The sequence below is a fragment of the Sulfitobacter sp. 1A15258 genome (genome assembly GCF_043557045.1).
In the GTDB taxonomy this organism is placed as follows: Bacteria; Pseudomonadota; Alphaproteobacteria; order Rhodobacterales; family Rhodobacteraceae; genus Sulfitobacter; species Sulfitobacter faviae.
The window spans coordinates 36,788-62,646 of record NZ_JBIFFK010000011.1; the positions used below are offsets into that span (position 1 = coordinate 36,788).

The window sequence follows — 25,859 nt, forward strand, 5'->3', positions numbered from 1 at the left end:
CCCGACCTCGGGCCGAAGGGCTACTTGGAAAAGGTCCAGTGGACCTTTTCAGCCCGGAGGGCGGCGCAAGCCGCGGGGTGCACGGATGTGCGCCCTCCCCGTGGGGGAGAGTTTGAGGTCTGAACGGGCGGAGCCCCGGACAGGCGCGGCCCGGGACGGGGGCTGGGAGGGCTTTGTGGATAGCTGAGAAGTTCAACGCAGACTAAACTAATGCCCTTTGTAGTGATCTCGACCTGTCGTCTTTCAAAGCTAACTTTATTCTGCGGATATGTTCAGATCTGAATGGCGAAAGATTAATGGCTGCCGAGTCAAATAGCCATCAGTGAATGCGGACGGCTTCGAAAGAAGGCCAGCTTGTATCAGCGGCGTGCCTCAAGACGTATTTTTGCGTAAACTGATCATTTTCTCGATCAATAAATGTAACGTCAATCTGGCAATCAGAAAAGTAGTTTTCGAGATAGTCAGTCGTTGATTGTTCAATCGTGTCGCCGGTTTCAAAATGCAGTGTATGTACGATTATCTTGTCGTCATTGGCCGCGATCAGTTCAGCACGAAATCTGGAAACACTTCCACCGGTATTAGTAATCGCCAATTTGTACTTGTGAATATTGCCTCTGCCAGCTGTCGCGCGAAAATCGACTACCAGATTTGGTTGTAGACTCTCTTTCCTTTGTTTCAGAGATAATCCCATCATTTCTTGCTCATGCTGCAGGCTTTCACGTGTGACACCGACCAGTTCTTCTTGTTGTCGGACTGAGTTTGCTAGTTCTTCTGCCTGTAGTTTAAGCGTCGCAATACTATTCCGTAGCTCTTTGCCCTGTTGGAAAAATCCCAAGACTAGCCAGAACAATGCAAGGGGGCCGAAAGCACCGGCGAGTAGGTCTCCGAGTTCGTTTAGTCTAAGAGTGCCAAATTCAACAAGCGACCAGGACTCCGCAATTGCTATCCCACCAGTCAATACGACGAAGTACAGTCCTGTAGCTATGAGGCCGTATCGCGATAAGCGATCTGGAGGGCGGTCTTTACTCAAACATCCAACTCCTCCACAAACTGCGCGTTCTGCTGAATATACGCGAACCGCATCTCCGGCTTCTTCCCCATCAGCCGCTCGACCAGATCCCCGGTTTCGCCCGGCACGTCCTCATCCACGGTCACGCGGATGAGCTTGCGGGTCTCGGGGTCCATCGTGGTCTCTTTCAGGTCCTTCGCGTCCATCTCGCCCAGACCCTTGAAGCGGCTCACGTCGATCTTGCCCTTGCCACCCAAGCCTTTCTCCAACCACATGTTTTTCTCGGCCTCATCCAAGCAATAGACCCGTTTCGCACCTTGGGTCAGGCGGAACAGCGGCGGGCAGGCGAGGTACAGATGTCCGGCGTCGATCAGCGGGCGCATCTGGGTGAAGAAGAAGGTCATTAGCAGGGACGCAATATGCGCCCCGTCGACGTCGGCGTCGGTCATGATGATGATCTTGTCATAGCGCAGATCGTCGAGGTTGAACTTCGTGCCCATGCCGACACCGAGCGCCTCGCAGAGATCGTTGATCTCGGCATTGGTCGTCAGCTTGCTGGAGGCAGCACCCAGCACGTTCAGGATTTTACCCTTAAGCGGCAGCAGCGCTTGTGTATTTCGGTTACGCGCGCCTTTGCCGGAACCGCCCGCCGAGTCGCCCTCGACGATGAACAATTCGGTGCCTTCACGCGTCTTGCTGGTGCAGTCGGTCAGCTTGCCCGGCAGACGCAGTTTCTTCGTGGCGCTCTTCCGAGCCGTTTCTTTTTCCTGCTTCCGGCGCATCCGCTCTTCGGCGCGCAGCACGAGGAAATCGAGGATGGCGCCTGCGGATTTCGTATCCGCCGCCAGCCAGTTGTCGAAATGGTCGCGCACGGCGTTTTCCACCAGTCGCTGCGCCTCGGTGGTGGCGAGACGGTCTTTGGTCTGGCCCACGAACTCCGGCTCGCGGATAAAGCAGGACACCAGCGCGCAGCCGCCGGTGATCAGGTCATCGCGGGTGATGTCCTTGGCCTTGCGGTTGTTGGCAAGCTCGCCATAGGCGCGGATGCCTTTCAGGATCGCGGCCCAGAAGCCGCTCTCATGGGTGCCGCCCTCGGGCGTGGGGACGGTGTTACAGTAGGACTGGATGAAACCGTCGCGCGCGGGCGTCCAGTTGATCGCCCATTCGACCTTGCCCGGCACGCCGAAGCGCTCTTGGAACTCGACGGTGCCCGCAAAAGGGTTCTCGGCATAGGTCGTGGCCTTGCCTAGCGTTTCGCGCAGGTAGTCGGCGAGGCCGCCGGGGAAGTGGAAGGTCGCCTCCATCGGCGTATCGCCGTCCTCGATCTCGGACTTCCAGCGGATCTCGACGCCGGAAAAGAGATAGGCCTTGGAGCGGACCATCTTAAGCAGACGCGAGGGTTTGAAGCGGTGTGTGCCGAAAATCTGTTCATCGGCGTGGAAGGTCACGGTGGTGCCGCGCCGGTTGGGGGCCGCGCCGATTTTCTCCACCGGGCCCTGCGGGATGCCGCGCGAGAAGCGTTGCTCAAAGAGTTTACGGTTGCGCGCGACCTGTACGACCATGGAATCGCTGAGCGCGTTGACCACCGAAGCGCCCACGCCGTGCAGACCGCCCGAGGTCTGGTAGGCCTTGCCGGAGAACTTGCCGCCCGCGTGCAGGGTGCAGAGGATCACCTCGAGCGCGGATTTGTCGGGAAACTTCGGGTGCGGGTCGATCGGGATGCCGCGGCCGTTGTCGCGGATGGTGATCGAGTAATCGGCGTTCAGCTCCACCTCGATGCGGTTGGCATGGCCCGCGACCGCCTCGTCCATCGAGTTGTCGAGCACCTCGGCCACCATGTGATGCAGCGCGCGCTCATCGGTGCCGCCGATATACATCCCGGGGCGTTTGCGGACGGGCTCCAGCCCCTCCAGCACTTCGATGGAGGAGGCATCGTATTCGGTGGGTTCCTGGCCGGAAAGAAGGTCGGTCATGGGGCCTGCTCTTTGTTATGGGGTGAAGGGCATTTTGACAGGACCGCGCGCCGGGGGCAATCGCGGGTTTGTCTTGGGCTGCTGTTTTGCCCCGGTCAGCCAGCTTTGGCGCGCAGCCAGTCGGCAAGGGTCTCTTCATCGATGCGGCCTTGAGCCACTTCGCGGATCAGGTCGCCTGCCTCGATGCTTTCGTGGTCAAGCTGCACCCCATTGAGATCAAGGCAGATATCGAGAACGAGATGCGCGGTTCGCTTGTTGGCATCGTTGAAGACATGCCCGGTGGCAACTGCCACGCAATAGGCCGCGGCAAGGTCGAAAACATCTTCGATCATGCCGTAGACCAGCCGGTTATCGACCCGCGCCAATGCCCCTTCTAGCGATTTGTCCAAGGCCATGCCGGCCAACTCGCCTGGGTTTAGTGCGGAATCGTGAATCCTGACGACGAGGTCAGGTGAAAGCAGCACATAGGTCATTTATCTTTGAGGTAGTCCAGAACGGGCTGATTGATGTGCTTCCTGCGGGCGATGCTCTCCATCACCTCATCCAGCGTGGCCACGCGCGGCTCTTCTTGCAACGTCGCCTCGGCGGGTACGAAATAGCCCACGCAGCGCGAGTTCTTCATCACCGCCACGGGCTTGCCGCCCGAACGTTCTAACACCTTATGCGGCTCGCGCATCTCGGTCATGGTGGCGATGTGGTTGGTGTGAATGCGGGTCATGGCGCGGCTCCTGAATGCATATCTGAATATACATTCTTTCGCCCATTTTACAAGGGCCGCTGCCTGCTCCAGTCGAGCACCGCCGCCGCCACCTCCGACGGCTTTTGGTGGTGCAGCCAATGATCCGCCCCTTCGATCTCGACCCGGGTGAGGTCCGGCGCGAAAGCCTCCAACCCGGCGGTGGCTTCGGGCAGAAGGGCGGTGTCTTCCGTTCCCCAGATCAGCAGATGCGGGCAGGGGACGCGCAAACGGTCGACCGGGAATTCTGGCAGGTCGCGCAGGGGCTTGCCGGGCGCGGCGACTTGCAGGGGGGAGGCGCGATACCAGTTGATCATCGCCCTGAGCCGCCCCGGCCGCCCCCATTCCGCGCGGTAGTCCTCAAGCCGCGCGGGCGTCAGCCAGCTGAGGTCCATATTGGCGGAAAAAAGGTCGAGCAGCCCCGCGAAATCGTCCCGCGTAAGCCGCACCGCGCTGCCTTCGGCGCGCAGGGCGTTAATGTATTGCGAGGCGCGCGACTGCGCCCCGCCTGCGGCCATGGCGCGCTGAAACGGCACGGGATGCACGCCGTTAAGAACGATCAGCCGGGCCACCAATTCGGGCCGGAACATCGCCAAAGCGTAGCCCACGGAGGCGCCCCAGTCATGCGCCAAGACGGTCACTGGCCTGTCGCCGATCAAAGCGGCCATATCGGCCATGAGATGCGCCATCGCATAGGGTTCGATCCCCTCGGGCGCGCTGCTTTGGCCATAACCGCGCTGGTCGGGCGCGATGCAATGGAAGTCTTGGCACAGCAGCGGTGCCAGATCACGCCACGCGCCGCCGTATTCGGGAAAACCGTGGAGCATCAACAACGGCGGCAGGCTCTCATCGCCCCAGTGGCGAATGAAAATCTCCTGACCGTTCAATCGGCGGGTTTCGGTCCGTGTCGGTTCCATCGCGAGCCCTCCTGCCACCAGCTTTGCCGTTAAGGGACGCGGACGCAAGGATTTCATGGCAAAACAGTGGCATCGACCCCCCGCAAACCCATGGCAGAGCGTAAAAACCGCACTTCCCCTTTGCAGCGACCCGGCGTAAGGCTCGTGTCATGAGCAAGACTATGACCAACCGCAATCACGTCCGGGCGATCCTGACACTCGGCCTGCCGCTGATCGGCGGGCATCTGGCACAGATGGCGATCGGCGTGACCGATACCGTCATGCTCGGCTGGTATTCGGTCGAGGCACTGGCGGCGGTGGTCTTGGGCAGCACCTATTTCTTCGTCCTGTTCATCTTTGGGTCGGGCTTTGCCATGGCGGTAATGCCCTTGGTGGCCGCCTATGACGCCGAGGATGACGAGATCGGCCTGCGCCGCGCCACGCGCATGGGGCTCTGGCTTTCGGTGGGGTTCGCCATGATCGCACTGCCCGCGATGATCTGGTCGCCTGCGGTGTTGGACCTGCTGGGGCAGGGGCCGAACCTTGCCGACCGGGCGGGCGATTACCTCGAGGTAGCGGGCTGGGGCATCGTGCCTGCACTTTTGGTGATGGTGCTGAAATCCTACCTTGCCGCTTTGGAGCGCACGCAGGTCGTGCTGTGGATCACCCTGCTGGCCGCCGGGGTCAATGCGCTGGCGAATTACGCGCTGATCTTCGGCAACTGGGGCGCGCCGGAGCTTGGCGTGATGGGGGCGGCTGTGGCATCGGTCACGACGCAATGCGTCTCGCTGATCGGGGTGGTGATCTATGTGCTGATCGCCCTGCCGCAGCACAGCCTGTTCGTGCGGCTTTGGCGGGTGGACGGTCAGATGTTGCTGCGGGTGTTCACGCTGGGCCTGCCGATTGGCCTGACCACGCTGAGCGAAGTCGGCCTTTTCGCCGCCTCCTCGCTGATGATGGGCTGGCTGGGGACGATCCCGCTGGCCGCACATGGCATCGCGATCCAACTCGCCTCGCTGACCTTCATGGTGCATCTGGGGCTGAGCAATGTCGCCACGATCCGCGCGGGCAATGCCTATGGCCGCCGCGACGTGCCGCATATGAAGCGCGGCGCGGTGATCGTGACCGTGCTGTCGCTGGTATTTGCGCTGCTCACCATGGTCGGCTTTGTCGGCTGGCCCGAGCCGCTGATCTCGGTCTTCATGCAAGAGGATGAGCCCGCGCGGGCTGAAATCCTCGTCATTGGCACCGGGCTTCTGGTGATGGCCGCGCTGTTCCAACTGGTGGATGGGGCGCAGGTGGTGGCCCTTGGGCTGTTGCGCGGGGTGCAGGATACCAAAGTGCCGATGGTCATGGCCGCGGTCAGCTATTGGATCGTCGGCATGCCCTGCTCCTACCTGCTGGGCTTTGTGATGGGCTTCGGGGCCATGGGCATCTGGGCCGGGCTGGTGGCAGGGTTGGCGGTGGCCGGGCTGCTGCTGAATGCGCGTTTTTGGGGCGTGATCGTCAAGCGGCTGGCGGTCTAAGCCTCAGCCCCGGTCCATCCGGTCCGCCTTTTTGCGCACCAGCGTGCTGCGCAGGTCGTGCATCGCCAGCAGCAACTCATCCGTCACCGCCTCAAGCTCGGCATCCGTGGCGCGGGACTGCGCCCATTGGGTGGTGAGGTTCAGGTGCTCCACCGCGCGGCGGATGTCATCGATCTCGCGCGCCGCAAGGGTCGCGCGGCGAGCCTTGGTCCAGCGGGCAATCTCGGCCTGATCGGCCTCGGTCAAACGGTGCTGCCCATGAGGCTTTACCTCTCCGTTGCGGATGTTGACGACGGCGATCTGCTCCATCTCGATCCGGCGCTGGCGGTTCGCGGCATCCAGCCGAAACACCGCCGCGCCATTCTCGCGGATCCTGAAGTAATAGTCGGGAAGATCGCCCGCCATGGTGTTGTCCCTTACGTCAGCCCGGCGCAGAAGCTCTGGATGCGGCTGCACGCCTCTTTCAGCGCCTCATCCGAGGTAGCGTAGCTGACCCGGAAATTCGGCGAAAGCCCGAAGGCCGCGCCAAAGACGACCGCAACACCGGTTTCCTCAAGCAAAGCGGTGGCGAAAGCCTCGTCATCCGTGATCTTGGTGCCCGCCGCCGAGGTCTTGCCGATCAGCCCGGCGATTGAAGGGTAGACGTAGAAGGCTCCCTCGGGCGTCGGGCAAGTGATGCCCTCGATGGCCGAGAGCATCTCAACCACCAGATTGCGGCGGCGCACGAACATCTCGTTGTTCTCGGCTATGTAATCCTGCGTGCCGTTCAGCGCCTCAACGGCAGCCCATTGGCTGACCGAACAGGGGTTCGACGTGCTCTGCGACTGGATCTTGCGCATCGCACCGATCAGCTTTTCCGGCCCTGCGGCATAGCCAATGCGCCAGCCGGTCATGGCATAGGCTTTCGACACGCCATTGACCGTCAGCGTGCGGTCGTAGAGCGCGGGTTCCACCTGCGCAGGCGTGCAGAACTCGAACCCGTCATAGGCGAGATGCTCATACATGTCGTCGGTCATCACCCAGACATGCGGGTGGCGCATCAGCACGTCGGTCAGCGCCTTCAGCTCGTCGCGGCTGTAGCCCGCGCCGGTGGGGTTCGAGGGCGAGTTGAAGATGAACCATTTGGTCTTAGGCGTGATCGCCTCTTCCAGCGCCTCGGGGGTGAGCTTGAAATCATTCTCCAGCGTCGCGGGGGCGATGACCGGCGTGCCGCCCGCCAAAAGCACCATGTCGGGATAGCTGACCCAATAGGGCGCGGGGATCACAACCTCTTCACCGGGGTTCATCGTGGCCATCAGCGCGTTGTAGAGGATCTGCTTACCCCCGGTGCCGACGCTGACCTGCGCGGGCGTGTAATCCAGCCCGTTGTCGCGCTTGAACTTGGCGCAGATCGCCTGTTTCAATTCGGGGATGCCATCCACGGGCGTGTATTTCGTCTTGCCCGCGTTGATCGCGGCCACCGCTGCGTCCTTGATGTTCTGCGGCGTGTCGAAATCCGGCTCGCCCGCGCCAAGCGCGATGATGTCGCGCCCCGCAGCCTTGAGTTCTGCCGCTTTGGTGGTGACGGCGATGGTGGGCGACGGTTTGACCCGATCAAGGGTCGCGGACAGCAGTTCCATTTCAGCCTCGGGTTGCTTATGAATATCTCCACGTTCATAGGGGGCGTCCCCGCACCCGGCAAGGGTGTCTGGCAGGAGATAAAGCATGACCGACGAGATTGACTGGTACGGCCCCGAGGCCGCCACCTTTGGCGACCGGGTCGCGGCGGCCCGCGAACAGACCGGCATGACACAGGCGATGCTGGCCAAACGGCTGGGCGTGCGCCTGTCCACCCTGCGCGGTTGGGAAGACGACCTGTCAGAGCCGCGCGCCAACCGGCTGTCGATGCTGGCGGGGCTGCTCAATGTCTCGATGATGTGGTTGATCACGGGCGAGGGGGAGGGCGTCGACGCCCCCGAAGCGGGCGAGACCGCGCGCCGTGTCGACCTCGAAGAGGTGCTGGCCGATATGCGCGCCCTGCGCAGCGACCTGCTGAAAAAGGCCGAAACGGTCGGCAAATTGGAAAAGCGCATTCGGCGCCTCATGACGGAGCCCGCAGATGGCTGAAGCCCCCGAACACCGGATCAAACGCCTGCAAATGCGCTCCATGCGTCGGGGCATCAAAGAGATGGACCTGATCCTCTCGGCCTATGCCGAGGCGCGTTTGCCGCAGATGGATGACGCGGGCCTCACGCTCTACGACCAAATGCTGAACGAGAATGACCACGACCTCTATCTTTGGGTCAGCGGACAGGCCGAGGCACCTGCCGAATATGCGGGATTGATCGCGGATATCCGAGGGCAATTGGCCGAGGCGCGGGGCTAATTCAGAAAACCCGAAAGGGTTTAACGAATTATTCTGATTTTTTAGCGAGTTTCCGGTTCAAACAAAGTGAACCGGAGATTTCGCATGAGCATTCAAGACCCCGCCACGCAGCCGATGGCCATAAAGGGTTTCATGGCAGGCTATCTTGAGTCCCTGTCTTTGGTCGAGCGGCTGCACCGCTTGCTGCTGGACGTGATCAAGGACGAATTCGAGCGCGTCGGCGTGTTGGAGATCAACGCGGTGCAGGCGCTGCTTTTGTTCAACATCGGCGATAATGAGGTCACCGCGGGGGAGCTTAAAAGCCGCGGCTACTATCAGGGCAGCAACGTCAGCTACAACCTCAAGAAACTGGTCGAAATGGGCTATATGCACCACCAGCGCTGCGAGATTGACCGCCGTTCCGTGCGCGTGCGCCTGACCGAAAAGGGGCGCTATATCCGCGATGTGGTAGCCGATCTATTCTCGCGCCATGCGGATGGGATGGAAAGCAAGGGTGTCTTGGGGGATGCGGGGATCGAGGATATCACCCGCTCGCTCAAACGGATGGAGCGGTATTGGACGGATCAGATCCGCTATATCTACTGATCCCGGGCAGGGGGGAGCTGGGCATAGGCCCGCCCGTCCAATTCGCGCAGGAGTTTTCGCGTCATGGCGCGGGCGTAGTCTTCGAACCCCTCTGCCGTCTCAACAAAAGCTCCGGGGCCGAGGATGACCTCGGCCCGGTAATATGACGCCAGCGCGCCGACCTCGGCCTGTCCGCCATCGTCAAGGCCCGCGTATTCCGCGCCGATCACCAAGCCGTTGATGGTCAGCCCCTGCGGCCCAAGGGGCTGGTTTTGCAAGCTGTCGCGTATATCCCGGGGCCGCGGCCCGAAGTTCGAGATACCATCGCCCGAAATATCCAGCGTGTGTTTCCGGCAGTCTGAACGCGCCGCCAACTGCCGCGCGCCGAATTGCATCGCATCGCCCAAGGCCGTGCCGGGCGACGCCGCGCGCCGCTCGGTGCTGCGCAAAAGGGTGATGGCATCGTCAAGCGCGGCGGCATCGCGCACAGACGTCCAAGGCAGTATCACCCGCTGATCGCTGGACCCGCTCCACTCATAGACCATTAGATCGACATGATGCCCGGGCCGGGTCAGCAGGGCGTCCCGCAGGCGCGGATCGTCCAACGCTTCGGCCAAACCGCCCATCTGCAACCGATACTCCCGCGCATCGACGGAACCGGAGACATCCAGCCCCAAGGCCAGCGCCTGACGACAGGCGGCCTCGGCCCATTGCGGGCCCGATAGGGTGAGAAAAAGGGCGAGGGCGGCGCGGATCATCTCTCTGCCTTCGGCGGGGCATCAGAAAAGCGCGGGCCGAGCGCGGGAGGCGGAAAAGCCCCCCGCGCTACACTCATCAGCGCCGGGGCGGCGCGGGGGCTACCCCTTACCAATGGCCGGTGTTTTCCATGCTGGCCCATGGCTCCTGCGCGGGCAGGGCGTCACCCTCTTGCAGCAATTCGACGGAGATATTGTCGGGCGAGCGGACAAAGGCCATGCGCCCGTCGCGCGGCGGGCGGTTGATGGTCACGCCGTTGTCTTGCAGGTGCTGGCAGGTCTCATAAATATTCTCGACGGTATAGGCTAGGTGGCCGAAATGGCGGCTGTCGCTGGGCAGCGCGTCGTCGCCGTCCCAATTGTAGGTCAGCTCAACATCGGCATGACCGTCGTCCATGCCCGGGGGGCATAGGAAAACCAGCGTGAAACGGCCCCCTTCGTTGTCGATCCGGCGCCGCTCGACCAGGCCCAGAAGTTTGTAAAATGCGATGGAGGCGTCGAGATCTTTCACGCGCACCATGGTGTGCAGGTATTTGATGGGCATCGGTTTTCCTTTGGTTGGCTGGCCTGAACGGGGCGGCGCCCCTTCCAAGCTTGAATGTCGTTCAAAGCGGGCGGGGGCAAATTAACCCTTCGCGCTTCGCGGTGGAGTTTAGGGGCGAAACCGCCGGTGTCAAAGTGGGCGGGCGATGTCAGTTGATTGCGCAATGATTGGCTGTAGGCTAAAGGCCCGGAAGGCAACGCAAAGGCAAATGCCAAGATTGACGAGGGTCGCCGCATGAAACAGTACCATGATGCGCTGCGCGAAGTGCTGGAGCAGGGGGTGACCTCGACCGATCGCACGGGAACGGGGACGATCTCTCATTTCGGGATGCAGCAGCGTTACCGGATGGCCGATGGCTTCCCGCTGGTCACCACGAAAAAGCTGCATCTGAAATCCATCGTGCATGAGCTTTTGTGGTTCCTCGCCGGGGATACGAACATTGCCTATCTCAAGGAAAACGGCGTTCGCATCTGGGACGAATGGGCCGATGAAAAGGGCGATCTTGGCCCGGTTTACGGCCACCAGTGGCGGCGTTTTCCCATGGTGGGCGAACCGATGCCCCAGCCCGATGGCACAGTGCTGCATCAGGCCGGGCAGGTCGACCAGATCGCCAAACTGGTCGAGGCGATCCGCAAGACCCCCGACAGCCGCCGCCTGATCGTTTCGGCGTGGAATCCGGGCGAGGTGGACCAGATGGCGCTGCCGCCCTGCCATACGCTCTGGCAGGTGCGCATCGCGGGCGGCAAGCTGCATTTGCAGCTTTACCAGCGCTCGGCGGATATGTTCCTCGGCGTGCCGTTCAACATCGCCTCCTACGCGCTGCTCTTGGAAATGCTGGCCCATGTCACTGGCTATGCGCCGGGTGATTTCGTGCATTCCATGGGTGACGCGCATATCTATTCCAACCATCTGGAGCAGGTGAAAACCCAGCTTGCGCGGACGCCCAAGCCGCTGCCGAAACTGCGGATCAACCGCGAGGTCAGTTCGATCTTTGATTTCCGCTATGAGGATTTCACCTTTGAGGGCTATGATCCCGACCCTGCGATCAAAGCGCCGGTGGCCGTCTGATGCTGAGCCTGATTGTCGCCCGCGCCCGCAACGGCGCCATTGGCAAAGGCGGGGATATCCCTTGGTCGCTGCCCGAAGACCTAAAATTCTTTCAGCGTGAAACCACCGGCGGGGCCATCATCATGGGGCGCCGCACATGGGCGAGCTTGCCTGTCAAGCCACTGAAAAACCGGTTGAATTGCGTCGTCTCCAGCAGCGAGGTCGAGGGCGTCCATGTGGCGCGCGACCCGCAAGCCGCTTTGGGCTATTGCGCGGCAGAGGGCTATCGCCGGGTCTACGGCATCGGCGGCGAAGGCATCTACCGCGCGCTTTTGCCCCTCGCGGATCGGCTTTTGGTGACCGAAGTGGATGTGGAAATCGACGGCGCCGATGCGTTCTTTCCCGAATTCGATACGGACGAATGGATCGAATTGGGCAACCTTTGCCTGCGCACATCCGGTCCGCGTGCCATCGCGCGGGAGTGGCTGCGCCGCTGCTGACCGGCCATTGACATGGGCCGCGCGGCGGGCATCACTGCGGGCCATGTTTGATCTATCCGCACCGCCCGAAGGGTTTGTCGAGAACCCGTTCCCCCATTACGACCGCCTTCTGCGCGACGCCCCGGTGCTGCGCCAGCCTGACGGCTCGATCCTGATTTGCCGCCATGCGGATCTGAACGCGATCTACCGCGACACCACGCTTTATATCTCGGATAAGAAACTGGCCTTCGCGCCGAAATTCGGCCCCGGCAGCCCCCTGTTCGAACATCACACCACCAGCCTCGTTTTCAATGACCCGCCTTTGCATACCCGCGTGCGGCGGATCATGACCTCGGCCCTTACGCCCAAGGCGCTGGCGCGGATGGAGCCGGGGTTGATCGACACGGTCGACCGGCTGCTTGAGGGGCTGAGCCCCGCGCCGGACCTGATCGAGGACTATGCCAGCTGCATCCCGGTGCAGATCATCGGCAACCTGCTGGACGTGCCGATGGAGGAGCGCGGCCCGCTTCGCGATTGGTCGCTGGCGATCCTCGGCGCGCTGGAGCCAACCTTGAGCGATGCTGAGCTTGAGGCAGGCCATACCGCGGTGCGGGAGTTCAAAGCCTATCTGCAAGACCTCATCGCGCGACGCCGGGCCGCGCCGGGGGATCCCGAAACCGATGTGTTGACCCGGTTGATCGCGGGGGATGACGGGGGCAGTTGACTGAGATCGAGTTGATCCAGAACTGTATTTTCATCCTGAACGCGGGCCATGAGACGACGACCAATCTGATCGGCAGCGCCCTTGCGCTGCTGCATGACCATCCCGACCAAAAGGCCCGGCTGCTGGCCGAGCCTGCTCTGATCGGGCCTTGTATCGAAGAGGTGCTGCGCTTCCGCTCGCCCAACCAATTCGGCAACCGGGAGACCACGGCCCCGGTCACCATAGGCGGGGTCGAGATCGCCGCGGGCAGCAACCTGCACCTTTGTATCGGGGCTGCGAACCGAGACCCGGAAGTCTTTGAGGAGCCGACAAAATTCGATATCGGGCGCAAGCCCAATCGGCATCTGGCCTTTGCCGGTGGCCCGCATGTCTGCGTGGGGCTGACTTTGGCGCGGATGGAAGGGAAGATCGCGCTTCAACGCTTCCTGAACCGCTACCCGGATTATGAAATCAGCGCGGCGCGCCAAGGGGGCGGGCGCACCCGCTTTCACGGCTATGCGACGCTCCCGGCGCGGCTGAACTAAAACGGGCCTGCCATAAAAGACTGGACTAAAAGAAATCGCCCCGGCAATCTTTGTTAATATTATACATAATTACGAGGGTTATCATGCGTGTAACGACAGCTATTGCAGTGGCGGCAGGGCTGCTTTCAGCCGGGCTGGCCAGTCAGGTCTCGGCAGAGCCCAAGGTCTACGCCTATCCCAGTTCTGCAAATTATTGTCCGGCGGGGCTGCAGCCGGTGACCCTTGGCGGGGCGATCTGCTGTGGGACGCCGAGCCAGACCATGACCTATGCTGAGGTCAAGGCGCACCCCGTGCAGCGCCGTCACCGCGTGGTCACACCGCGCCGTTCAGCCCGCGTGCCTTGCCCGGTAGGGACCAAGGGCTGTTCGTATAACTGATCTTTCAAGCAACGCCCGGCGCGGGACGCCGGGTGTTTTCTTGCAATGTCATGGCTAGAGCAGCGCGAGGTCGGTGGCCATCTGCCGTCCGTCGCGGCCTTCGGTCAATTCATAGCTGACCTTTTGATCGTCCGCCAAGCCGGTCAGGCCAGACCGTTCGACCGCCGAAATATGAACAAATACATCGTTACCGCCGCTTTCGGGGGCGATGAACCCGTAGCCTTTGGTGGTGTTAAACCATTTCACGGTGCCAGTTGGCATAATCTCCGCGCCTCCTTTGTCTTTGCGTCTCTGCGTCCAGCAGAATGGCGAAAGCGATTGAATTGCGACCCGCCATAATAGAAAGATCGCGCGGACTGGAAAAAAATCAAGCGATCAGCTGCGAGATCCGCAACTGGGCGTGGGATCGCGAGGCTGAGGGAGACGGATGTGCTAATTTATGGGCTGAAAAATTGTGACAGCTGTCGTAAGGCGAAAAAGGCGCTGCCAGAGGCGCAATTGGTCGACGTGCGGGAGGAGGGCGTGCCCACCGCGGTCTTGGAAAAGGCCCACGCGCAGTTTGGTGCGGCCTTGCTCAACACCCGTTCGACAACCTGGCGCGGGCTGGATGACGCGGCCCGCAAGGAAGAGCCGCTGGCCCTGATTAAAGCCCATCCGGCCCTGATGAAGCGCCCCCTGATTGCGGTGGGTGATCGGCTATTTCTAGGGTGGAACAAAGAGATAGAAGCCGCCGTTCAAGCGATGCTTTAACCGCGGCTCGCCAAAAGCCGGTCCAGTGACAGGGGGCCGGCCCCTTTGATGACCAGCACCAAAAGCAAGAAGACCCAGAGCGCCCGCTGGTCGAGGATATGGGCGTCGGGGAAACGGTCGAACCACGCGCCGAGGGCGCTGCCGTGGCCGTAGAGATCGGTCAGCGATTGCACCACGACAAAGCCCACCATCGCCAGCGCGGCCAGCCGGGTCAGCAGGCCGATGACGATAAGCAGGGGCAGGATGAACTCAGCCACTGTTCCGGCGACGACGACAAGCCAATGAAACAGCCCAAGCGCGTCGGTGTCATAGCCGACCGCCTCGAAAACGCGGGGGAAGATTTGGGAGTAGGCGCCGGTGGAAGGGGTGAAGATGCCCAAAGGGCCGGGGCCGAGTTTGGTCAGACCGGCGTTCAGGAAGTAGACCAGCAACACCGCGGCAAAGAGGAAGCGGGCAAGGGTTAGAAGCAGCCAGTCGGCACGCTCTAGTCGGTCGGCGGTGGTGCGGTAAAGGGGCAGAAATCGGGTCATTGGCTTTCCTCCACGGAAATCGCGCTGAAGACGCCGTGGCTCAGGGCAAAGCCTAGGGCGGCGGCGAGGTCGAACTCAGGTGCGGCACCGACTGTGGCGTCATTGGCCGCCCCGAAGGTCCGCCCCTCGGCAAGGTGACCGAACCATTGCGCCGCGCCGGGCGGTGTCAGATGCGGGGCGGGGTCATAGGCGGGGCGGGTGATTACCACGTCCTGCCCCACGTTGCGCGGCTTTGGCGCGTTCTCGGTGAAATTATAGCGCCAGATGTCGAAAAGCGGCCAATCTGACCGCAGAACGCGGGTCGCGGGGGCGAGGGTAAGCTTGGCCGCCATTAGTGCATCGGGAGGGAGCGCCTCGAAGGTCTGCGGATCCAGCGGTGCCGCGTCGGCGGCGTGGTAGGAGGACCGCAGCGCGAGGTCGAGCCTTGCGGCATCGGCGAGATAGCCGATCCTCGCCAGTGGCGCGAAACCTGCGATGAACCCCGGGAAATCCGCGCCATAATGCATCATCATCGGCGATTTCGGTGGATGCGCCCGGACATAGAGCGGCGCGAGTTCGGCAAAATTGCGGGCACCGATCAGCTTGCGCACCAGCGGAAAGGCCACTTCGAGAGCGGCGATCAGGGAATGGGTGACATTGTTGCGATAGACGCCATAGCGCGCGCCCGCCGGTTGCCCCTTGCCATCGCGCAGCCCCGCGGGGGCGGGCCGCGTAGGGTCAAGCAACGCCGTGCGAAAACTGTGCTGGTCGGTCACGCCAGAACCTCGGCGGCGCGATTGGCTTCGGCCCGCAGGACGGGCCAGTCGGGCACGTCATTGTCCCACTCGACCAGTACCGGCTTTGGACCGGTTTGGGCCAGCGTGTAGCTGAGCAAGTCCCAGACCGGATCGACGACCTCTTTGCCATGGCTGTCGATCAACAGCGGCGCGCCGTGATCGTCGGTGTCGTCGTCATGGCCGCCCACATGGATCTCCCCCACATGGTCTGTCGGGAAGGCGTCGATGTAGCCCTGCGGCGATAGCCCGAGGTTGGTGGCCGAAATGAAGACATTGTTGACATCCAGCAAGAGCCCGCAGGAGGCTCGCGCGATGATCTCTGCTAAAAAGTCGGTTTCGGACAAGTCGGATTCTTCGAATGCGAGGTAGCTGGAGGGGTTTTCGAGCAGCATTTGCCGCCCCAAGACGTCTTGCACTTGATTGATATGCGCGGCGACGCGGGTCAGCGTTTCTTCGGTATAGGGCAGGGGGAGGAGGTCGTTGAGATATTCCATCCCATGGGTAGACCAAGCCAGATGTTCGGAGAAGGACGCGGGCTGGCTTCGGTCACAGAGGGTCTTGAGCCGCGCGAGATGGTCTGGGTCGAGGGGGCCTTCGCCGCCGATCGACAGGCCGACGCCATGAACCGATAGGGCGAAACGTTCCTGCAAGGCGCGCAGCTGCGCATGGGGGCGGCCACCGTCGCCCATGTAGTTTTCGGCATGCACCTCGATCCAGCGGACCGGGCCGGGATCAGCCATCAAGCCATCGAAATGCCGGGATTTATATCCGACTCCGGGGGCATTGGGCAGCGTGGTGAGAGGGGGGGTATCGTCGCGCATATTGGCCTCCGGCATGGGGCGGGGCAGGGTCCGGGCGGGTGCCGCCCGGACCGCTTTGATTAAGCGGGTAGGTCGCGGTCGAGCGGTTCCAGAGAGCCTGTCCGCTCGGTCCCGTCGGCCATGGCGGGCAGATCGATCTCGGCGCAGGTGCCTTCGTCGACGAGGGTCCATGCGTTGCCCTGGTAGTCGGTCACGGAGGTGCCGGCGCAGGTCGTGCCAGGGCCCGCGGCGCAGTCGTTCTCACCAGCCAGCGATACGCCATAGCATTTCTCTTGCGAAGCGGCGGTTGCGGTGGTGGCGTGGCTGCCGAGTGCGGCGGCGACGGCCCCTGCGATGGCGGCGGTCTTGAGTGTGTTGGACATTGTCATTTTCCTTCCTGATGGTGTTGACAGGCTTACTAGAGCAGCCCGTTCGCTCACAAGCCAGTCACGAGCGAGTGTGTCACAGTCCCGTCAGAATTCACGCGGAAAAACGGCGAAAGTTGTAACGATCCCGCGCAGGAAGGGTGGGATTGTTACAAAAACGCTCCGGCAGGCAGGGGGCATATTGCCCGCAAACCGGCCGGAGCGCATGTTTGTTACAGCGCGTTAGCGCAGGTCAGGCGGGGTCGCGTCCTGTGCCAGTTCGGCGGTGAGTGCGTCGAGCGGCTGTACGGATGTCTGCTTTTGCCCCAGACGCCGCACCGAGACCGTGCGCTCTTCGACTTCGCGCGCGCCCACGGCGAGGATCACCGGTACCTTGCCCAGCGAATGCTCGCGGACCTTGTAATTGATCTTTTCGTTGCGCATGTCGGCCTCGGCCCGGACGCCCGCAGCTTTCAGGGTTTCCACGACCTCGGCGACATAGTCATCAGCCTCGGACGTGATGGAGGCCACAACGACCTGCCGCGGCGCGATCCAGAAGGGCAGCTTGCCGGCGTGTTCCTCGATCAGGATGCCGATGAACCGCTCGAAACTGCCCAGGGTGGCGCGGTGCAGCATCACGGGGCGATGCTTATTGCCGTCCTGCCCGATGAAGCTCGCCTCCAGCCGTTCGGGCAGGTTCGCGTCGACTTGCAGGGTGCCGCATTGCCAGTTGCGCCCGATGGCGTCGGTCAGGGTGAACTCAAGCTTCGGGCCATAGAAAGCACCTTCGCCCTCAAGCACCTCGAAGTCATAGCCCGCGGCCTTGCAGGCATCGCCGAGCGCCTGTTCCATATGGTCCCATGTCTCGTCCGAGCCGATCCGCTTCTCGGGGCGGGTGGAGAGTTTGATGGTCCAGTTATGGAAGCCGAGGTCGGCATAGACCTTGGACAGGAAGGCGATGAACTTCGCTGTTTCCGAGGTGATCTGATCCTCGGCGCAGAAGATATGGCCGTCGTCTTGGGTAAAGCCGCGCACCCGCATGATGCCGTGCAACGCGCCCGACGGCTCGTAGCGCGCGCAGGAGCCGAACTCGGCCATCCTGAGCGGCAGATCGCGGTAGGATTTCAGACCTTGGTTAAACACCTGCACGTGGCAGGGGCAGTTCATCGGCTTGAGCGCATTCACCGCCTTTTCGCGGGCATGGTCCTCGTCCACTTCGACGATGAACATGTTCTCTTGATACTTGTCCCAGTGGCCGGATTTTTCCCACAGCTTGCGGTCAACGACCTGCGGAGTGTTGACCTCGACATAGCCGTCGCGGTCCTGCATGCGGCGCATGTAGTCCTGCAAGGTGGTGTAGATGCGCCAGCCGTTGGGGTGCCAGAAGACCTGGCCGGGGGCCTCTTCCTGCATGTGAAACAGATCCATCTCGCGGCCCAGCTTGCGGTGGTCGCGCTTGGCGGCTTCTTCCAGCATGTTGAGATGCGCGCGCAGCTTTTCCTTGCCGGTGAAGGCGACGCCGTAGATCCGCTGCAGCATGGCGCGGCTGCTGTCGCCGCGCCAATAGGCACCGGCAATGGACATCAGCTTGAAAGCATCGCCGGGAACCTGTCCGGTGTGCTGCAGATGCGGGCCGCGGCAGAGGTCTTGCCAATCGCCGTGCCAGTACATCCGCAGCGGCTCGTCGCCGGGGATCGCGTTGATCAGCTCAACCTTATAGGGCTCGTTGTTGTCCTCGTAATGTTTGATCGCCCGCGCGCGGTCCCAGACCTCGGTACGGACCGGGTCGCGCTTGTTGATGATCTCTTTCATTTTCTTTTCGATCAGCCCAAGGTCTTCGGGGGTGAAGGGTTCCTTGCGATCGAAGTCGTAATACCAGCCGTCCTTGATCACCGGGCCGATGGTGACCTTGGTGTCTGGCCAGATTTCCTGCACGGCGCGGGCCATGATGTGGGCGAGGTCATGGCGCACCAGCTCGTTGGCCTGCTCTTCGTCGGCCATGGTGTGGATGGCGATGCTGGCGTCGGCTTCGATCGGCCAGGCCAGATCGTAATGCGCGCCGTTCACGGTGGCGCTGATGGCCTTCTTGCCGAGCGATTTAGAGATATCGGCAGCCACTTCACCAGCGGTGATCCCGGCGTCGTATTGCCGGCTGTTGCCATCGGGAAGGGTGAGGGAGATTTGGGCCATCTTGGGCGCTCCTCGTCGGTTTGGCGCCTACGAGACGCCCGGTTGCGGGTTATGTGTCGGGCCTATGTGGCGGCGCGGACGCGGCTTGTCAATGCAAGTGAGACCGCTTCGGGAAAGTTGCGGCAGGGCGATGGCGCGCTATGTCAGGCGGGCAACAACGAGGATCGGTCAGATGCAAGACGACACGGCGCAGCGCGCATTCGAGACGATTTCGGGGGCGGACGACCCGGCACCGGGGTTGGACGACAAGGCGCAGCAGGCCGAGGCCCGCAACGGGCTGCGCCATATCGTGTCGCTGTCGATGACCAAAGTGGCCGATGGTCTGATCGACCCGAAACTTGTCTTGGCTTGGCTGTTGAGCGCCCTTGGCGCGCCTGCGGTTTTCGCGGGCGCCTTGGTGCCGATCCGCGAGGCCGGGTCGCTTTTGCCGCAGATCGCGCTGGCGGGCGTGGTGCAGCGCATGGCGCGGCGAAAATGGGCTTGGGTCTGGGGCTCGGTCGGGCAGGGCGTGGCGGCGGGGCTGATCGCCCTTGCTGCGCTCAGCCTTGAGGGGGCCACGGCGGGCTATGCGGTCTGCGCCGCCCTCGCGCTGCTGGCCGTTTGCCGTGCCGCCTGTTCGGTGTCGTTCAAGGAAATTCTGGGCAAGACGGTGGGTAAGACCCGGCGTGGATCGGTGACCGGTTTGGCGGGGTCCGTATCCTCGGTCGGGGTGGTGATCTTTGCCGGGCTGCTGATGTCGGGCCTGTTTCAAAGCCGAGGCGTCGTGGTGGCAGCCATCGCGCTGGCGGCGGCGCTATGGATCGGCGCGGCGCTGTTGTTCTCGACAATCATGGAAACGCCGAGCGAGACCGAAGAGGGCGATGGCGTGGATTTTAAACTGCTGCGCGGCAACCGGGAACTGTGGCTTTTCATTCTGGTGCGCGGTCTTTTGGTCTCTACCGCGCTGGCGCCGCCCTATTTGGTGGTGCTTGCCGGTTCGTCAGAGAGCGGGCAGTTGGGCCAATTGGGGGCCTTGGTGCTGGCCTCGGCGCTGGCGTCTTTGGTCAGCTCCTACGTCTGGGGGCGGCTGTCGGATATGTCGAGCCGCCGTGTGCTGATGATGACCGGCGTCGTTGGCGCAGTGGCGATGGCGCTGGCGGTGGGGCTGTGGTTTCTTGGTCTGGCGCAGGCGGTCTGGGCGATGCCTGCGGTGCTCTTCACCCTGATGATCGCCTATCACGGCGTGCGGCAGGGGCGGTCGACCTATCTGGTCGACATGGCCCCGAAAGACCAGCGCGCCGCCTATGCCGCCGTCAGCAATACGGTGATCGGGCTGCTCTTGCTGCTGGCGGGCGTGCTGGGCGGCGGGGCGGCGCTGATCGGGGCGCAGGCGACGCTGATGCTTTTTGCCGTCATGGCGCTGGCCGCCGCCGTGTTGGCCCATTGGCTGCCGGAGGTTGAGCATCTTTCCGAGGACTGACTTGCCCTCATCCGCGCCGATGCTCATGATTGGGCCAAAGACGGAGGCAGCATGGCAGACAGCAAATACATCGACACGCCGCAAGGGCGGCGCATCGCCTATCACAAGACCGACGGGGCAGGGCCTTGCGTGGTGTTTTTGGGTGGGCTGAAGTCCGACATGATGGGGACCAAGGCGGTCTATCTTGAAGACTGGGCACGGGCCGAGGGGCGCGCCTTTCTGCGGTTCGACTATTCGGGCCATGGGGAATCGTCGGGCCTATTTACCGAAGGGTGCATCGGCGATTGGCACGAAGACACGCTGGCCGCGGTCGCGGCGCTGACCGAGGGGCCGCTGATCGTCGTCGGCTCCTCGATGGGCGGCTGGCAGGCGCTGCTCTTGGCGCGGCATCTGCCCGAGCGGGTCGCCGGGCTGGTCGGCATCGCCGCGGCCCCCGATTTCACCGAAGATGGCTATTGGGCGAATTTCACCGAGGCGCAGAAACAGACCTTGGAAGAGGTCGGGCAGGTCGAATTGCCGTCGGACTATATGGAACCCTATGTCATCACCCGCCGGATGATCGAGGACGGGCGCAAGCGGTTGGTGCTGCGCGATCCGCTGAACCTGCCTTTCCCGGTCCGGCTGTTGCAGGGCACGGCGGACACCGCCGTCAGCACGGCCACCGCGGTGCGGCTGTTGGAACATGCGCAAAGCCCCGATATGCAACTGACACTGGTCAAGGACGCCGATCACCGTTTTTCGGACGCGCGCTGTTTGGCGATGATCGTCGAGGCGATCAACGAGGTTTCCGGCGACAAGGGCTGACCAAGGGCGCGGGCATGGAACCGCCGATAGGCACCGGCTCGCGGTGTCACCCCAGACCACCCATGCTAAGAGACTGCCAAACCCAAGGGGGACGGCATGAAACCACGTTATTTCAACCGCATACCGCACCGGAGCCTGCCCAATGGCTGAGCCGATCGTTCTGCTGCCCGGCATGATGTGCGACGCGCGTGTCTTCACGCGGCAGATCCAAGCGCTTTCCCCGCGCGGGACCGTGGTGCTGGCCCCGATCACCCAAGGCGAACGGATCGAAGAGATCGCCTCGGGCCTGTTGGATCAACTGCCGCCGCGTTTCGCGCTGGTGGGGCAGGGCATGGGCGGTGTGGTGGCGCTGGAACTGCTGCGCCGCGCACCCGACCGGATCAGCCGCATTGCCCTCTTGGCCACCCATGTGCTGGCCGAATTGCCCGCCATTGCCGCGGACCGTGAACCGCAGATCATCATGGCGCAATCGGGCAAGCTGGGGGAGGCGATGCAGGCGCGGATGGCCAATGGTTTCCTCGCCCCCGGCAAGGGGCGGGGCGAGGTGCTGACCCGCGCGATGGAGATGGCCGAGACGCTGGGCGGCGATGTCTTCGTCCGCCAATCCCGCGCTTTGCAACGGCGGCGCGATCAACAGGCGGTGCTGCGCAAATGCAAGGTGCCCGCGCTGGTGCTTTGTGGGGAGCATGACGCGCTCTGCCCGGTCAAACGCCATGCCTTCATGGCCGAGATGATCCCCTATGCCAAGCTGACGGTGCTCGAAGACGCGGGCCATCTGCCCAGTCTAGAGCAGCCAGAGGCGACCACCGCCGCGCTGCGCGACTGGCTGCATCAACCTCTGGTGCTGCAATAGGGCAGTGGCTTAGGCCGCTGCCGGTTTATCGCTCTTCTTGGCCTCGGGTTTCTGAGAGGCGGGCTTTTGCGGCCCGGGCGTTTGGGGCGCAGGGTTCTGCGGCTCAGGGGTGCCGTTGTTCGCGTCGATAAAGTCGAGCACCAAGGGCCGGATGTTGTTGCGCCAGCTTTTGCCCGCGAAGATCCCGTAATGGCCCGCGCCCTGCTCAAGATGGCTGGCCTTCTTGGCATCCGGCAGCCCGGTCAGCAGATCGAGCGCCGCGATGCACTGGCCGGGGGCCGAAATGTCGTCCTTGCTGCCCTCGACCGTTTTGACGGCGACGGTGGTGATCTTGCCGATGTCGACCTGACGGCCCGCCACGGTAAAGACGTTGCGCGCGATCTCGCGCTCTTTGAAAACCCGCTGCACGGTCGAGAGGTAGAACTCCGCCGGCATGTCCATCACGGCGAGGTATTCGTCGTAGAACTTGTTGTGCTTGTCATGCTCATGCGCCGTCTTTTGCGCCACGCGGGTGATCTGGTTGGCAAAGGCATCGCGGTGGGTGTCATTGTTCATCGAGATGAAGGAGGTAAGCTGCAACAGCCCCGGATAGACCTTGCGCCCCACGCCCGCGTATTTGAAGCCGACCTGTTGGATCATCATCTGCTCAAGCTGGCCCATGGTCACGCTATGCCCGAAATCGGTCACATCCGTGGGCGCGGCATCGGGATCAATCGGCCCGCCGATCAGCGTCAATGTGCGCGGCTGCGCTTCGGGCGCTTCCTCGGCCAGATAGGCGGTGGCGGCCAGCGTCAGCGGCGCAGGCTGACAGACCGCGATCACATGGGTGTCGGGGCCAAGGTGATGCATGAAATCAACGAGGTAGAGCGTATAATCCTCGATGTCGAACTTGCCCGCACTAACTGGAATATCACGCGCATTGTGCCAGTCCGTCACATAGACGTCGCAATCAGGCAGCAGGGAGATCACAGTGGAACGGAGCAGCGTGGCGTAATGACCCGACATCGGCGCGACCAAAAGAACCTTGCGGCCCGTCTCTTCGCGGCCTTGGACCGAGAATTTCAACAGATCGCCAAAGGGCCGTTCCATCACAGGCTCGATGCTGACCAGACAGTCCTGCCCCTTGGGGCCGACCACCGGGGGGATGTCCCAATCGGGTTTCACGACCATGCGGGCAAAGGTCCGTTCCGTCACCTCACCCCAAGCGGCGAGCCATTCCATCGCAGGGTTTGGAAACAGAGAGAAAGCCGGGTAGGATGCCATAGCAAGCGCAGACGCGCCGAGCCATTGATTGGTGTTCCGGATGGACTCCATCATGTCGTAGGTGGCCATATAGCGCATGTGGGGGCTCCTTTATGCTGCACCTGCGAAGATAGGAGGTAAGGGTTAAGATGACAACAGAATCCGAGAATCCCGAAATTGCCGAGCCTCAAGCCCTGTCTCGTATGGCGCAAAACTTGAAAAAGGTTGAAGAATTAAGCCAGCGCCTGACCCGTGTGATGGCGCAGCGCGAGGGCCATCAGCCCGCGCTCGATGGTCCGAACCAACAGCTTTTCGCCAAGGCGGCCCAGTCTTACTGGGCCGAAGCGATGACCAATCCGGCCCGTTTGATGGAGCATCAGATGGGCTATTGGACCAAATCGGTCGCCCATTTCGTCGAGGCGCAGCAGGCGCTGGCCAAAGGCGGTTTGGCCCCGGTTGAAGAGGACGCGCCGACCGACAAGCGTTTCGCCAATCCGCTGTGGCAGACCCATCCCTATTTCAACTTCATCAAACAGCAGTATCTGATCAACGCCGAGGCGCTGCGCCAAGCGGTCGAAGATGCCCAAGACATGGACCCGGCCGAGAAAAAGCGGCTGGTCTATTTCAGCCAGCAGATCATCGCGATGATGTCCCCGACCAATTTCCTCGCCACCAATCCCGACGTGCTGGAACGCGCGGTTGAGACTGAGGGCGAGAGCCTCGTGAAAGGTCTGGAGAACCTGATCGCGGATCTGGAGGCCAACAATGGCGAGCTGGTCGTGAAACTGGCGGATGACAGCGCTTTTGAGCTGGGCCGCAACATCGCCACCACGCCGGGCAAGGTGGTGTTTCGCAACCGCATGTTCGAGTTGATTCAATACACCCCCAGCACCGAAGAAGTCCATAAAACACCGCTGCTGATCTTCCCGCCGTGGATCAACAAGTTCTACATTCTCGACCTCAAGGCGCAGAACAGCCTCGTCAAATGGCTGGTCGATCAGGGGCACACGCTGTTCATCGTCTCATGGGTGAACCCCGATGCCAGCTATGCCCAGATCGGCATGGAGGATTACGTCGAAGAGGGCTACCTCGCCGCGATTGAAGAGGTGAAGGCGATCACTCAGGAAAAGCGCCTCAACGTGGTGGGCTATTGCATCGCCGGCACCACACTGGCGCTGACCCTGTCGCTGTTGAAAAAACGTGGCGATAGCTCGATCAAATCCGCGACCTTCTTCACCGCGCTCACCGATTTCTCGGATCAGGGGGAGTTTCAGCCCTTCCTCACCAATGACTTCATCGACGGGATCGAGGCCGAGACGGCGAATAAGGGCATTTTGCCCTCGGTCGTCATGGCGCGCACCTTCTCATTCCTGCGCTCCAACGATCTGGTCTATGGTCCCGCCGTGCGCAGCTACATGATGGGCGAGACGCCCCCGGCCTTTGACCTGCTCTATTGGAACGGCGACGGGGCCAATCTGCCGGGGCAGATGGCAATGCAATACCTGCGCGGTCTCTGCCAGCGAAACGAATTGGTCGAGGGCGGTTTCAAACTGCTCGGAGAGCGGCTAACGCTGGATGATATCGAGGTGCCGCTCTGCGCCGTGGCCTGCGAGACGGATCACATCGCGCCGTGGAAAGACTGCTACCGCGGGGTGCAGCAGATGGGGTCGAAGGACAAGACCTTCATCATGGCGCAATCGGGCCATATCGCGGGCATCGTCAATCCGCCCAATCGGAAGAAATACGGCCACTATGTGAACGGCGATCTCACGCAGGACTACGCCGCATGGCGCGAGGCCGCCGCCTTTCACGAAGGGTCTTGGTGGCCGCGGTGGGGCAAGTGGCTCACCAAACGGGCAGGGCCGATGATTCCCGCACGGTTTCCCGGCGACGATGGCCGGGAAATTCTCGCCGATGCCCCGGGCAGCTATGTGACCCGCAAGGCAAACGACTGATTACCTTGGGTAATCCAAACACCCTTCGGGCTCATGCTGCAATGCAGAAAAAACCTTGAAATGCTGCGCTGCGGCATCTATGTTGTGGTCAGACGCGAAACGGACGGGTCTCCCCGCTCCCTTGCCACAGTAGCATTAAAAGGATTGAGACATGACCAAGACACCTGACATGACCGCGATGTTCAAAGACGTTCTGGGCGCCTTCCCGGTGGATAACGCCGCCATGCAAGACGCATTCAAAAACACCGCCACCCTGAACGAGAAACTCTCCGGCGTTGCCTTCGACGCGGCTGAAAAATCCGCCGACATTTCCACCGCGTGGACGAAAGAGACGCTAGCCCGCCTGACCGAGATGACCAAGGTCAAAGCCGAGCCCACAGACTATGCCAAAGCGATGACCGATTTCGCCTCCGCCTCCGCCGAATCCGCGGCCGAGCATATGGCCGCTTTTGCCGAGATCGCGAAAAAGGTTCAGATGGACACCGTCGAGCTGATGATGTCGGCTGGTAAAGACCTGCAAAGCGACGCCAAAGCCGCGACCACCGAAGGCGTGGCCACCGCACAGGCTGCCGCCAAAAAAGCGACTGTGAAGTAAATTTGACGCTGGGCTCTCCAG

29 protein-coding genes and 1 pseudogene are annotated in these 25,859 nt (G+C 62.1%); 14 read left to right on the forward strand and 16 right to left on the reverse strand.

The window, feature by feature from the left end:
* Positions 1-319: 319 nt before the first annotated feature.
* From ACGYK9_RS17440 to ACGYK9_RS17460, 5 genes are all read right to left on the reverse strand, one after another.
* Entirely contained in the window at positions 320-1,030 is a 711-nt protein-coding gene (locus tag ACGYK9_RS17440) for a hypothetical protein (protein ID WP_394414832.1), read from the reverse strand.
* Complete coding sequence (gene parE / locus ACGYK9_RS17445; RefSeq protein ID WP_394422637.1) at positions 1,027-2,982, reverse strand: DNA topoisomerase IV subunit B; 1,956 nt, start codon at positions 2,980-2,982, stop codon at positions 1,027-1,029. Before parE ends, ACGYK9_RS17440 begins: the two co-directional genes overlap by 4 nt.
* Before the next feature lie 95 nt (positions 2,983-3,077).
* Positions 3,078-3,455, reverse strand: a complete 378-nt coding sequence (locus ACGYK9_RS17450; RefSeq protein WP_394414546.1) for a type II toxin-antitoxin system death-on-curing family toxin — start codon at positions 3,453-3,455, stop codon at positions 3,078-3,080.
* Positions 3,452-3,700, reverse strand: coding sequence for a hypothetical protein (locus ACGYK9_RS17455; RefSeq protein WP_093926785.1), 249 nt, complete (start codon positions 3,698-3,700; stop codon positions 3,452-3,454). Before ACGYK9_RS17455 ends, ACGYK9_RS17450 begins: the two co-directional genes overlap by 4 nt.
* Before the next feature lie 47 nt (positions 3,701-3,747).
* Positions 3,748-4,635 (reverse strand): alpha/beta fold hydrolase, encoded by an 888-nt coding sequence (locus tag ACGYK9_RS17460; RefSeq protein WP_394414549.1) that lies wholly within the window; start codon positions 4,633-4,635, stop codon positions 3,748-3,750.
* A gap of 149 nt (positions 4,636-4,784) precedes the next feature.
* Here ACGYK9_RS17460 and ACGYK9_RS17465 point away from each other — a divergent pair, with 149 nt between their 5' ends.
* Positions 4,785-6,140 carry an MATE family efflux transporter gene (locus ACGYK9_RS17465; protein ID WP_394414552.1) on the forward strand — a complete coding sequence of 452 codons (1,356 nt, stop codon included), beginning with the start codon at positions 4,785-4,787 and terminating at the stop codon, positions 6,138-6,140.
* A gap of 3 nt (positions 6,141-6,143) precedes the next feature.
* On the opposite strand, the gene ACGYK9_RS17470 is transcribed toward ACGYK9_RS17465, so the two are convergent.
* Both ACGYK9_RS17470 and ACGYK9_RS17475 read right to left on the reverse strand, forming a co-directional pair.
* Positions 6,144-6,545 (reverse strand): hypothetical protein, encoded by a 402-nt coding sequence (locus tag ACGYK9_RS17470; RefSeq protein ID WP_394414555.1) that lies wholly within the window; start codon positions 6,543-6,545, stop codon positions 6,144-6,146.
* Between the two features lie 11 nt (positions 6,546-6,556).
* Complete coding sequence (locus ACGYK9_RS17475) at positions 6,557-7,759, reverse strand: pyridoxal phosphate-dependent aminotransferase (protein WP_394414558.1); 1,203 nt, start codon at positions 7,757-7,759, stop codon at positions 6,557-6,559.
* Between the two features lie 85 nt (positions 7,760-7,844).
* Here ACGYK9_RS17475 and ACGYK9_RS17480 point away from each other — a divergent pair, with 85 nt between their 5' ends.
* From ACGYK9_RS17480 to ACGYK9_RS17490, 3 genes are all read left to right on the forward strand, one after another.
* A complete protein-coding gene (locus ACGYK9_RS17480) occupies positions 7,845-8,246 on the forward strand; it encodes a helix-turn-helix domain-containing protein (protein WP_209219029.1) in 402 nt (133 codons plus the stop codon).
* The gene (locus tag ACGYK9_RS17485; protein ID WP_209219028.1) at positions 8,239-8,505 is read left to right on the forward strand and encodes a succinate dehydrogenase assembly factor 2; all 267 of its coding nucleotides are present in this window, start codon (positions 8,239-8,241) and stop codon (positions 8,503-8,505) included. The genes ACGYK9_RS17480 and ACGYK9_RS17485 overlap by 8 nt, the downstream gene beginning before the upstream one ends.
* A gap of 84 nt (positions 8,506-8,589) precedes the next feature.
* A complete protein-coding gene (locus tag ACGYK9_RS17490) occupies positions 8,590-9,090 on the forward strand; it encodes a MarR family winged helix-turn-helix transcriptional regulator (protein ID WP_067262129.1) in 501 nt (166 codons plus the stop codon).
* On the opposite strand, the gene ACGYK9_RS17495 is transcribed toward ACGYK9_RS17490, so the two are convergent.
* Both ACGYK9_RS17495 and ACGYK9_RS17500 read right to left on the reverse strand, forming a co-directional pair.
* Complete coding sequence (locus ACGYK9_RS17495) at positions 9,084-9,827, reverse strand: DUF1194 domain-containing protein (protein WP_394414561.1); 744 nt, start codon at positions 9,825-9,827, stop codon at positions 9,084-9,086. The genes ACGYK9_RS17490 and ACGYK9_RS17495 overlap by 7 nt on opposite strands.
* Positions 9,828-9,933: 106 nt before the next feature.
* Positions 9,934-10,368 carry a VOC family protein gene (locus ACGYK9_RS17500; protein ID WP_067262125.1) on the reverse strand — a complete coding sequence of 145 codons (435 nt, stop codon included), beginning with the start codon at positions 10,366-10,368 and terminating at the stop codon, positions 9,934-9,936.
* A 234-nt stretch (positions 10,369-10,602) separates the two neighbouring features.
* Between ACGYK9_RS17500 and ACGYK9_RS17505 the strand changes: the two genes are divergently transcribed.
* The 4 genes and pseudogenes from ACGYK9_RS17505 to ACGYK9_RS17520 all read left to right on the forward strand — a co-directional run bounded on the left by ACGYK9_RS17505 (position 10,603) and on the right by ACGYK9_RS17520 (position 13,519).
* A complete protein-coding gene (locus tag ACGYK9_RS17505; protein WP_394414564.1) occupies positions 10,603-11,436 on the forward strand; it encodes a thymidylate synthase in 834 nt (277 codons plus the stop codon).
* A complete protein-coding gene (locus tag ACGYK9_RS17510; RefSeq protein WP_394414567.1) occupies positions 11,436-11,915 on the forward strand; it encodes a dihydrofolate reductase in 480 nt (159 codons plus the stop codon). Before ACGYK9_RS17505 ends, ACGYK9_RS17510 begins: the two co-directional genes overlap by 1 nt.
* 43 nt (positions 11,916-11,958) lie before the next feature.
* Positions 11,959-13,142: pseudogene (locus ACGYK9_RS17515) on the forward strand (cytochrome P450).
* Positions 13,143-13,225: 83 nt separating this feature from the next.
* Positions 13,226-13,519, forward strand: a complete 294-nt coding sequence (locus tag ACGYK9_RS17520) for a hypothetical protein (protein WP_394414570.1) — start codon at positions 13,226-13,228, stop codon at positions 13,517-13,519.
* A 54-nt stretch (positions 13,520-13,573) separates the two neighbouring features.
* Here ACGYK9_RS17520 and ACGYK9_RS17525 read toward each other — a convergent pair whose 3' ends face one another.
* On the reverse strand, positions 13,574-13,780 hold the full coding sequence (locus tag ACGYK9_RS17525) for a cold-shock protein (RefSeq protein ID WP_067262111.1): 207 nt from the start codon (positions 13,778-13,780) through the stop codon (positions 13,574-13,576).
* Between the two features lie 168 nt (positions 13,781-13,948).
* Between ACGYK9_RS17525 and ACGYK9_RS17530 the strand changes: the two genes are divergently transcribed.
* Entirely contained in the window at positions 13,949-14,269 is a 321-nt protein-coding gene (locus tag ACGYK9_RS17530) for an ArsC/Spx/MgsR family protein (RefSeq protein WP_394414573.1), read from the forward strand.
* On the opposite strand, the gene ACGYK9_RS17535 is transcribed toward ACGYK9_RS17530, so the two are convergent.
* The 5 genes from ACGYK9_RS17535 to thrS all read right to left on the reverse strand — a co-directional run bounded on the left by ACGYK9_RS17535 (position 14,266) and on the right by thrS (position 18,930).
* A complete protein-coding gene (locus ACGYK9_RS17535) occupies positions 14,266-14,799 on the reverse strand; it encodes a DoxX family protein (protein ID WP_394414576.1) in 534 nt (177 codons plus the stop codon). The two genes, ACGYK9_RS17530 and ACGYK9_RS17535, sit on opposite strands and share 4 nt — an antisense overlap.
* Positions 14,796-15,554 carry a putative DNA-binding domain-containing protein gene (locus ACGYK9_RS17540; protein ID WP_394414579.1) on the reverse strand — a complete coding sequence of 253 codons (759 nt, stop codon included), beginning with the start codon at positions 15,552-15,554 and terminating at the stop codon, positions 14,796-14,798. The genes ACGYK9_RS17535 and ACGYK9_RS17540 overlap by 4 nt, the downstream gene beginning before the upstream one ends.
* Positions 15,551-16,396 carry a DUF692 domain-containing protein gene (locus tag ACGYK9_RS17545; protein ID WP_394414582.1) on the reverse strand — a complete coding sequence of 282 codons (846 nt, stop codon included), beginning with the start codon at positions 16,394-16,396 and terminating at the stop codon, positions 15,551-15,553. The genes ACGYK9_RS17540 and ACGYK9_RS17545 overlap by 4 nt, the downstream gene beginning before the upstream one ends.
* A gap of 59 nt (positions 16,397-16,455) precedes the next feature.
* Complete coding sequence (locus ACGYK9_RS17550; RefSeq protein WP_271687884.1) at positions 16,456-16,758, reverse strand: DUF2282 domain-containing protein; 303 nt, start codon at positions 16,756-16,758, stop codon at positions 16,456-16,458.
* A 225-nt stretch (positions 16,759-16,983) separates the two neighbouring features.
* On the reverse strand, positions 16,984-18,930 hold the full coding sequence (gene thrS / locus ACGYK9_RS17555; RefSeq protein WP_394414585.1) for a threonine--tRNA ligase: 1,947 nt from the start codon (positions 18,928-18,930) through the stop codon (positions 16,984-16,986).
* 172 nt (positions 18,931-19,102) lie between these two features.
* Here thrS and ACGYK9_RS17560 point away from each other — a divergent pair, with 172 nt between their 5' ends.
* The 3 genes from ACGYK9_RS17560 to ACGYK9_RS17570 all read left to right on the forward strand — a co-directional run bounded on the left by ACGYK9_RS17560 (position 19,103) and on the right by ACGYK9_RS17570 (position 22,046).
* Positions 19,103-20,389, forward strand: a complete 1,287-nt coding sequence (locus tag ACGYK9_RS17560) for an MFS transporter (RefSeq protein WP_394414589.1) — start codon at positions 19,103-19,105, stop codon at positions 20,387-20,389.
* A gap of 51 nt (positions 20,390-20,440) precedes the next feature.
* Positions 20,441-21,193: an alpha/beta fold hydrolase gene (locus ACGYK9_RS17565; protein ID WP_394414592.1), complete on the forward strand. Its 753-nt coding sequence runs from the start codon at positions 20,441-20,443 to the stop codon at positions 21,191-21,193.
* Between the two features lie 142 nt (positions 21,194-21,335).
* Positions 21,336-22,046, forward strand: a complete 711-nt coding sequence (locus ACGYK9_RS17570) for an alpha/beta fold hydrolase (protein ID WP_394414595.1) — start codon at positions 21,336-21,338, stop codon at positions 22,044-22,046.
* A gap of 9 nt (positions 22,047-22,055) precedes the next feature.
* Here ACGYK9_RS17570 and phaZ read toward each other — a convergent pair whose 3' ends face one another.
* Positions 22,056-23,387 (reverse strand): polyhydroxyalkanoate depolymerase, encoded by a 1,332-nt coding sequence (gene phaZ / locus ACGYK9_RS17575; protein WP_394414598.1) that lies wholly within the window; start codon positions 23,385-23,387, stop codon positions 22,056-22,058.
* Positions 23,388-23,437: 50 nt separating this feature from the next.
* On the opposite strand from phaZ, the gene ACGYK9_RS17580 reads away from it, so the two are divergent.
* Positions 23,438-25,243, forward strand: a complete 1,806-nt coding sequence (locus tag ACGYK9_RS17580; protein WP_394414601.1) for a PHA/PHB synthase family protein — start codon at positions 23,438-23,440, stop codon at positions 25,241-25,243.
* 151 nt (positions 25,244-25,394) lie between these two features.
* Entirely contained in the window at positions 25,395-25,838 is a 444-nt protein-coding gene (locus ACGYK9_RS17585) for a phasin family protein (protein WP_067260985.1), read from the forward strand.
* Positions 25,839-25,859: the final 21 nt, after the last annotated feature.

What these genes read in the sequence shown, in the direction of transcription:
- phaZ (WP_394414598.1), bottom strand. Translation starts at nt 23,387, where the DNA reads ATGCGCTATATGGCCACCTACGACATGATGGAGTCCATCCGGAACACC.
- ACGYK9_RS17490 (WP_067262129.1), top strand. Translation starts at nt 8,590, where the DNA reads ATGAGCATTCAAGACCCCGCCACGCAGCCGATGGCCATAAAGGGTTTC.
- parE (WP_394422637.1), bottom strand. Translation starts at nt 2,982, where the DNA reads ATGACCGACCTTCTTTCCGGCCAGGAACCCACCGAATACGATGCCTCC.
- ACGYK9_RS17565 (WP_394414592.1), top strand. Translation starts at nt 20,441, where the DNA reads ATGGCAGACAGCAAATACATCGACACGCCGCAAGGGCGGCGCATCGCC.
- ACGYK9_RS17550 (WP_271687884.1), bottom strand. Translation starts at nt 16,758, where the DNA reads ATGTCCAACACACTCAAGACCGCCGCCATCGCAGGGGCCGTCGCCGCC.
- ACGYK9_RS17505 (WP_394414564.1), top strand. Translation starts at nt 10,603, where the DNA reads ATGAAACAGTACCATGATGCGCTGCGCGAAGTGCTGGAGCAGGGGGTG.
- ACGYK9_RS17480 (WP_209219029.1), top strand. Translation starts at nt 7,845, where the DNA reads ATGACCGACGAGATTGACTGGTACGGCCCCGAGGCCGCCACCTTTGGC.
- ACGYK9_RS17460 (WP_394414549.1), bottom strand. Translation starts at nt 4,635, where the DNA reads ATGGAACCGACACGGACCGAAACCCGCCGATTGAACGGTCAGGAGATT.
- ACGYK9_RS17580 (WP_394414601.1), top strand. Translation starts at nt 23,438, where the DNA reads ATGACAACAGAATCCGAGAATCCCGAAATTGCCGAGCCTCAAGCCCTG.
- ACGYK9_RS17545 (WP_394414582.1), bottom strand. Translation starts at nt 16,396, where the DNA reads ATGCGCGACGATACCCCCCCTCTCACCACGCTGCCCAATGCCCCCGGA.
- ACGYK9_RS17520 (WP_394414570.1), top strand. Translation starts at nt 13,226, where the DNA reads ATGCGTGTAACGACAGCTATTGCAGTGGCGGCAGGGCTGCTTTCAGCC.
- ACGYK9_RS17465 (WP_394414552.1), top strand. Translation starts at nt 4,785, where the DNA reads ATGAGCAAGACTATGACCAACCGCAATCACGTCCGGGCGATCCTGACA.
- ACGYK9_RS17475 (WP_394414558.1), bottom strand. Translation starts at nt 7,759, where the DNA reads ATGGAACTGCTGTCCGCGACCCTTGATCGGGTCAAACCGTCGCCCACC.
- ACGYK9_RS17525 (WP_067262111.1), bottom strand. Translation starts at nt 13,780, where the DNA reads ATGCCAACTGGCACCGTGAAATGGTTTAACACCACCAAAGGCTACGGG.
- ACGYK9_RS17485 (WP_209219028.1), top strand. Translation starts at nt 8,239, where the DNA reads ATGGCTGAAGCCCCCGAACACCGGATCAAACGCCTGCAAATGCGCTCC.
- ACGYK9_RS17500 (WP_067262125.1), bottom strand. Translation starts at nt 10,368, where the DNA reads ATGCCCATCAAATACCTGCACACCATGGTGCGCGTGAAAGATCTCGAC.
- thrS (WP_394414585.1), bottom strand. Translation starts at nt 18,930, where the DNA reads ATGGCCCAAATCTCCCTCACCCTTCCCGATGGCAACAGCCGGCAATAC.
- ACGYK9_RS17495 (WP_394414561.1), bottom strand. Translation starts at nt 9,827, where the DNA reads ATGATCCGCGCCGCCCTCGCCCTTTTTCTCACCCTATCGGGCCCGCAA.
- ACGYK9_RS17560 (WP_394414589.1), top strand. Translation starts at nt 19,103, where the DNA reads ATGCAAGACGACACGGCGCAGCGCGCATTCGAGACGATTTCGGGGGCG.
- ACGYK9_RS17470 (WP_394414555.1), bottom strand. Translation starts at nt 6,545, where the DNA reads ATGGCGGGCGATCTTCCCGACTATTACTTCAGGATCCGCGAGAATGGC.
- ACGYK9_RS17450 (WP_394414546.1), bottom strand. Translation starts at nt 3,455, where the DNA reads ATGACCTATGTGCTGCTTTCACCTGACCTCGTCGTCAGGATTCACGAT.
- ACGYK9_RS17455 (WP_093926785.1), bottom strand. Translation starts at nt 3,700, where the DNA reads ATGACCCGCATTCACACCAACCACATCGCCACCATGACCGAGATGCGC.
- ACGYK9_RS17585 (WP_067260985.1), top strand. Translation starts at nt 25,395, where the DNA reads ATGACCAAGACACCTGACATGACCGCGATGTTCAAAGACGTTCTGGGC.
- ACGYK9_RS17510 (WP_394414567.1), top strand. Translation starts at nt 11,436, where the DNA reads ATGCTGAGCCTGATTGTCGCCCGCGCCCGCAACGGCGCCATTGGCAAA.
- ACGYK9_RS17570 (WP_394414595.1), top strand. Translation starts at nt 21,336, where the DNA reads ATGGCTGAGCCGATCGTTCTGCTGCCCGGCATGATGTGCGACGCGCGT.
- ACGYK9_RS17535 (WP_394414576.1), bottom strand. Translation starts at nt 14,799, where the DNA reads ATGACCCGATTTCTGCCCCTTTACCGCACCACCGCCGACCGACTAGAG.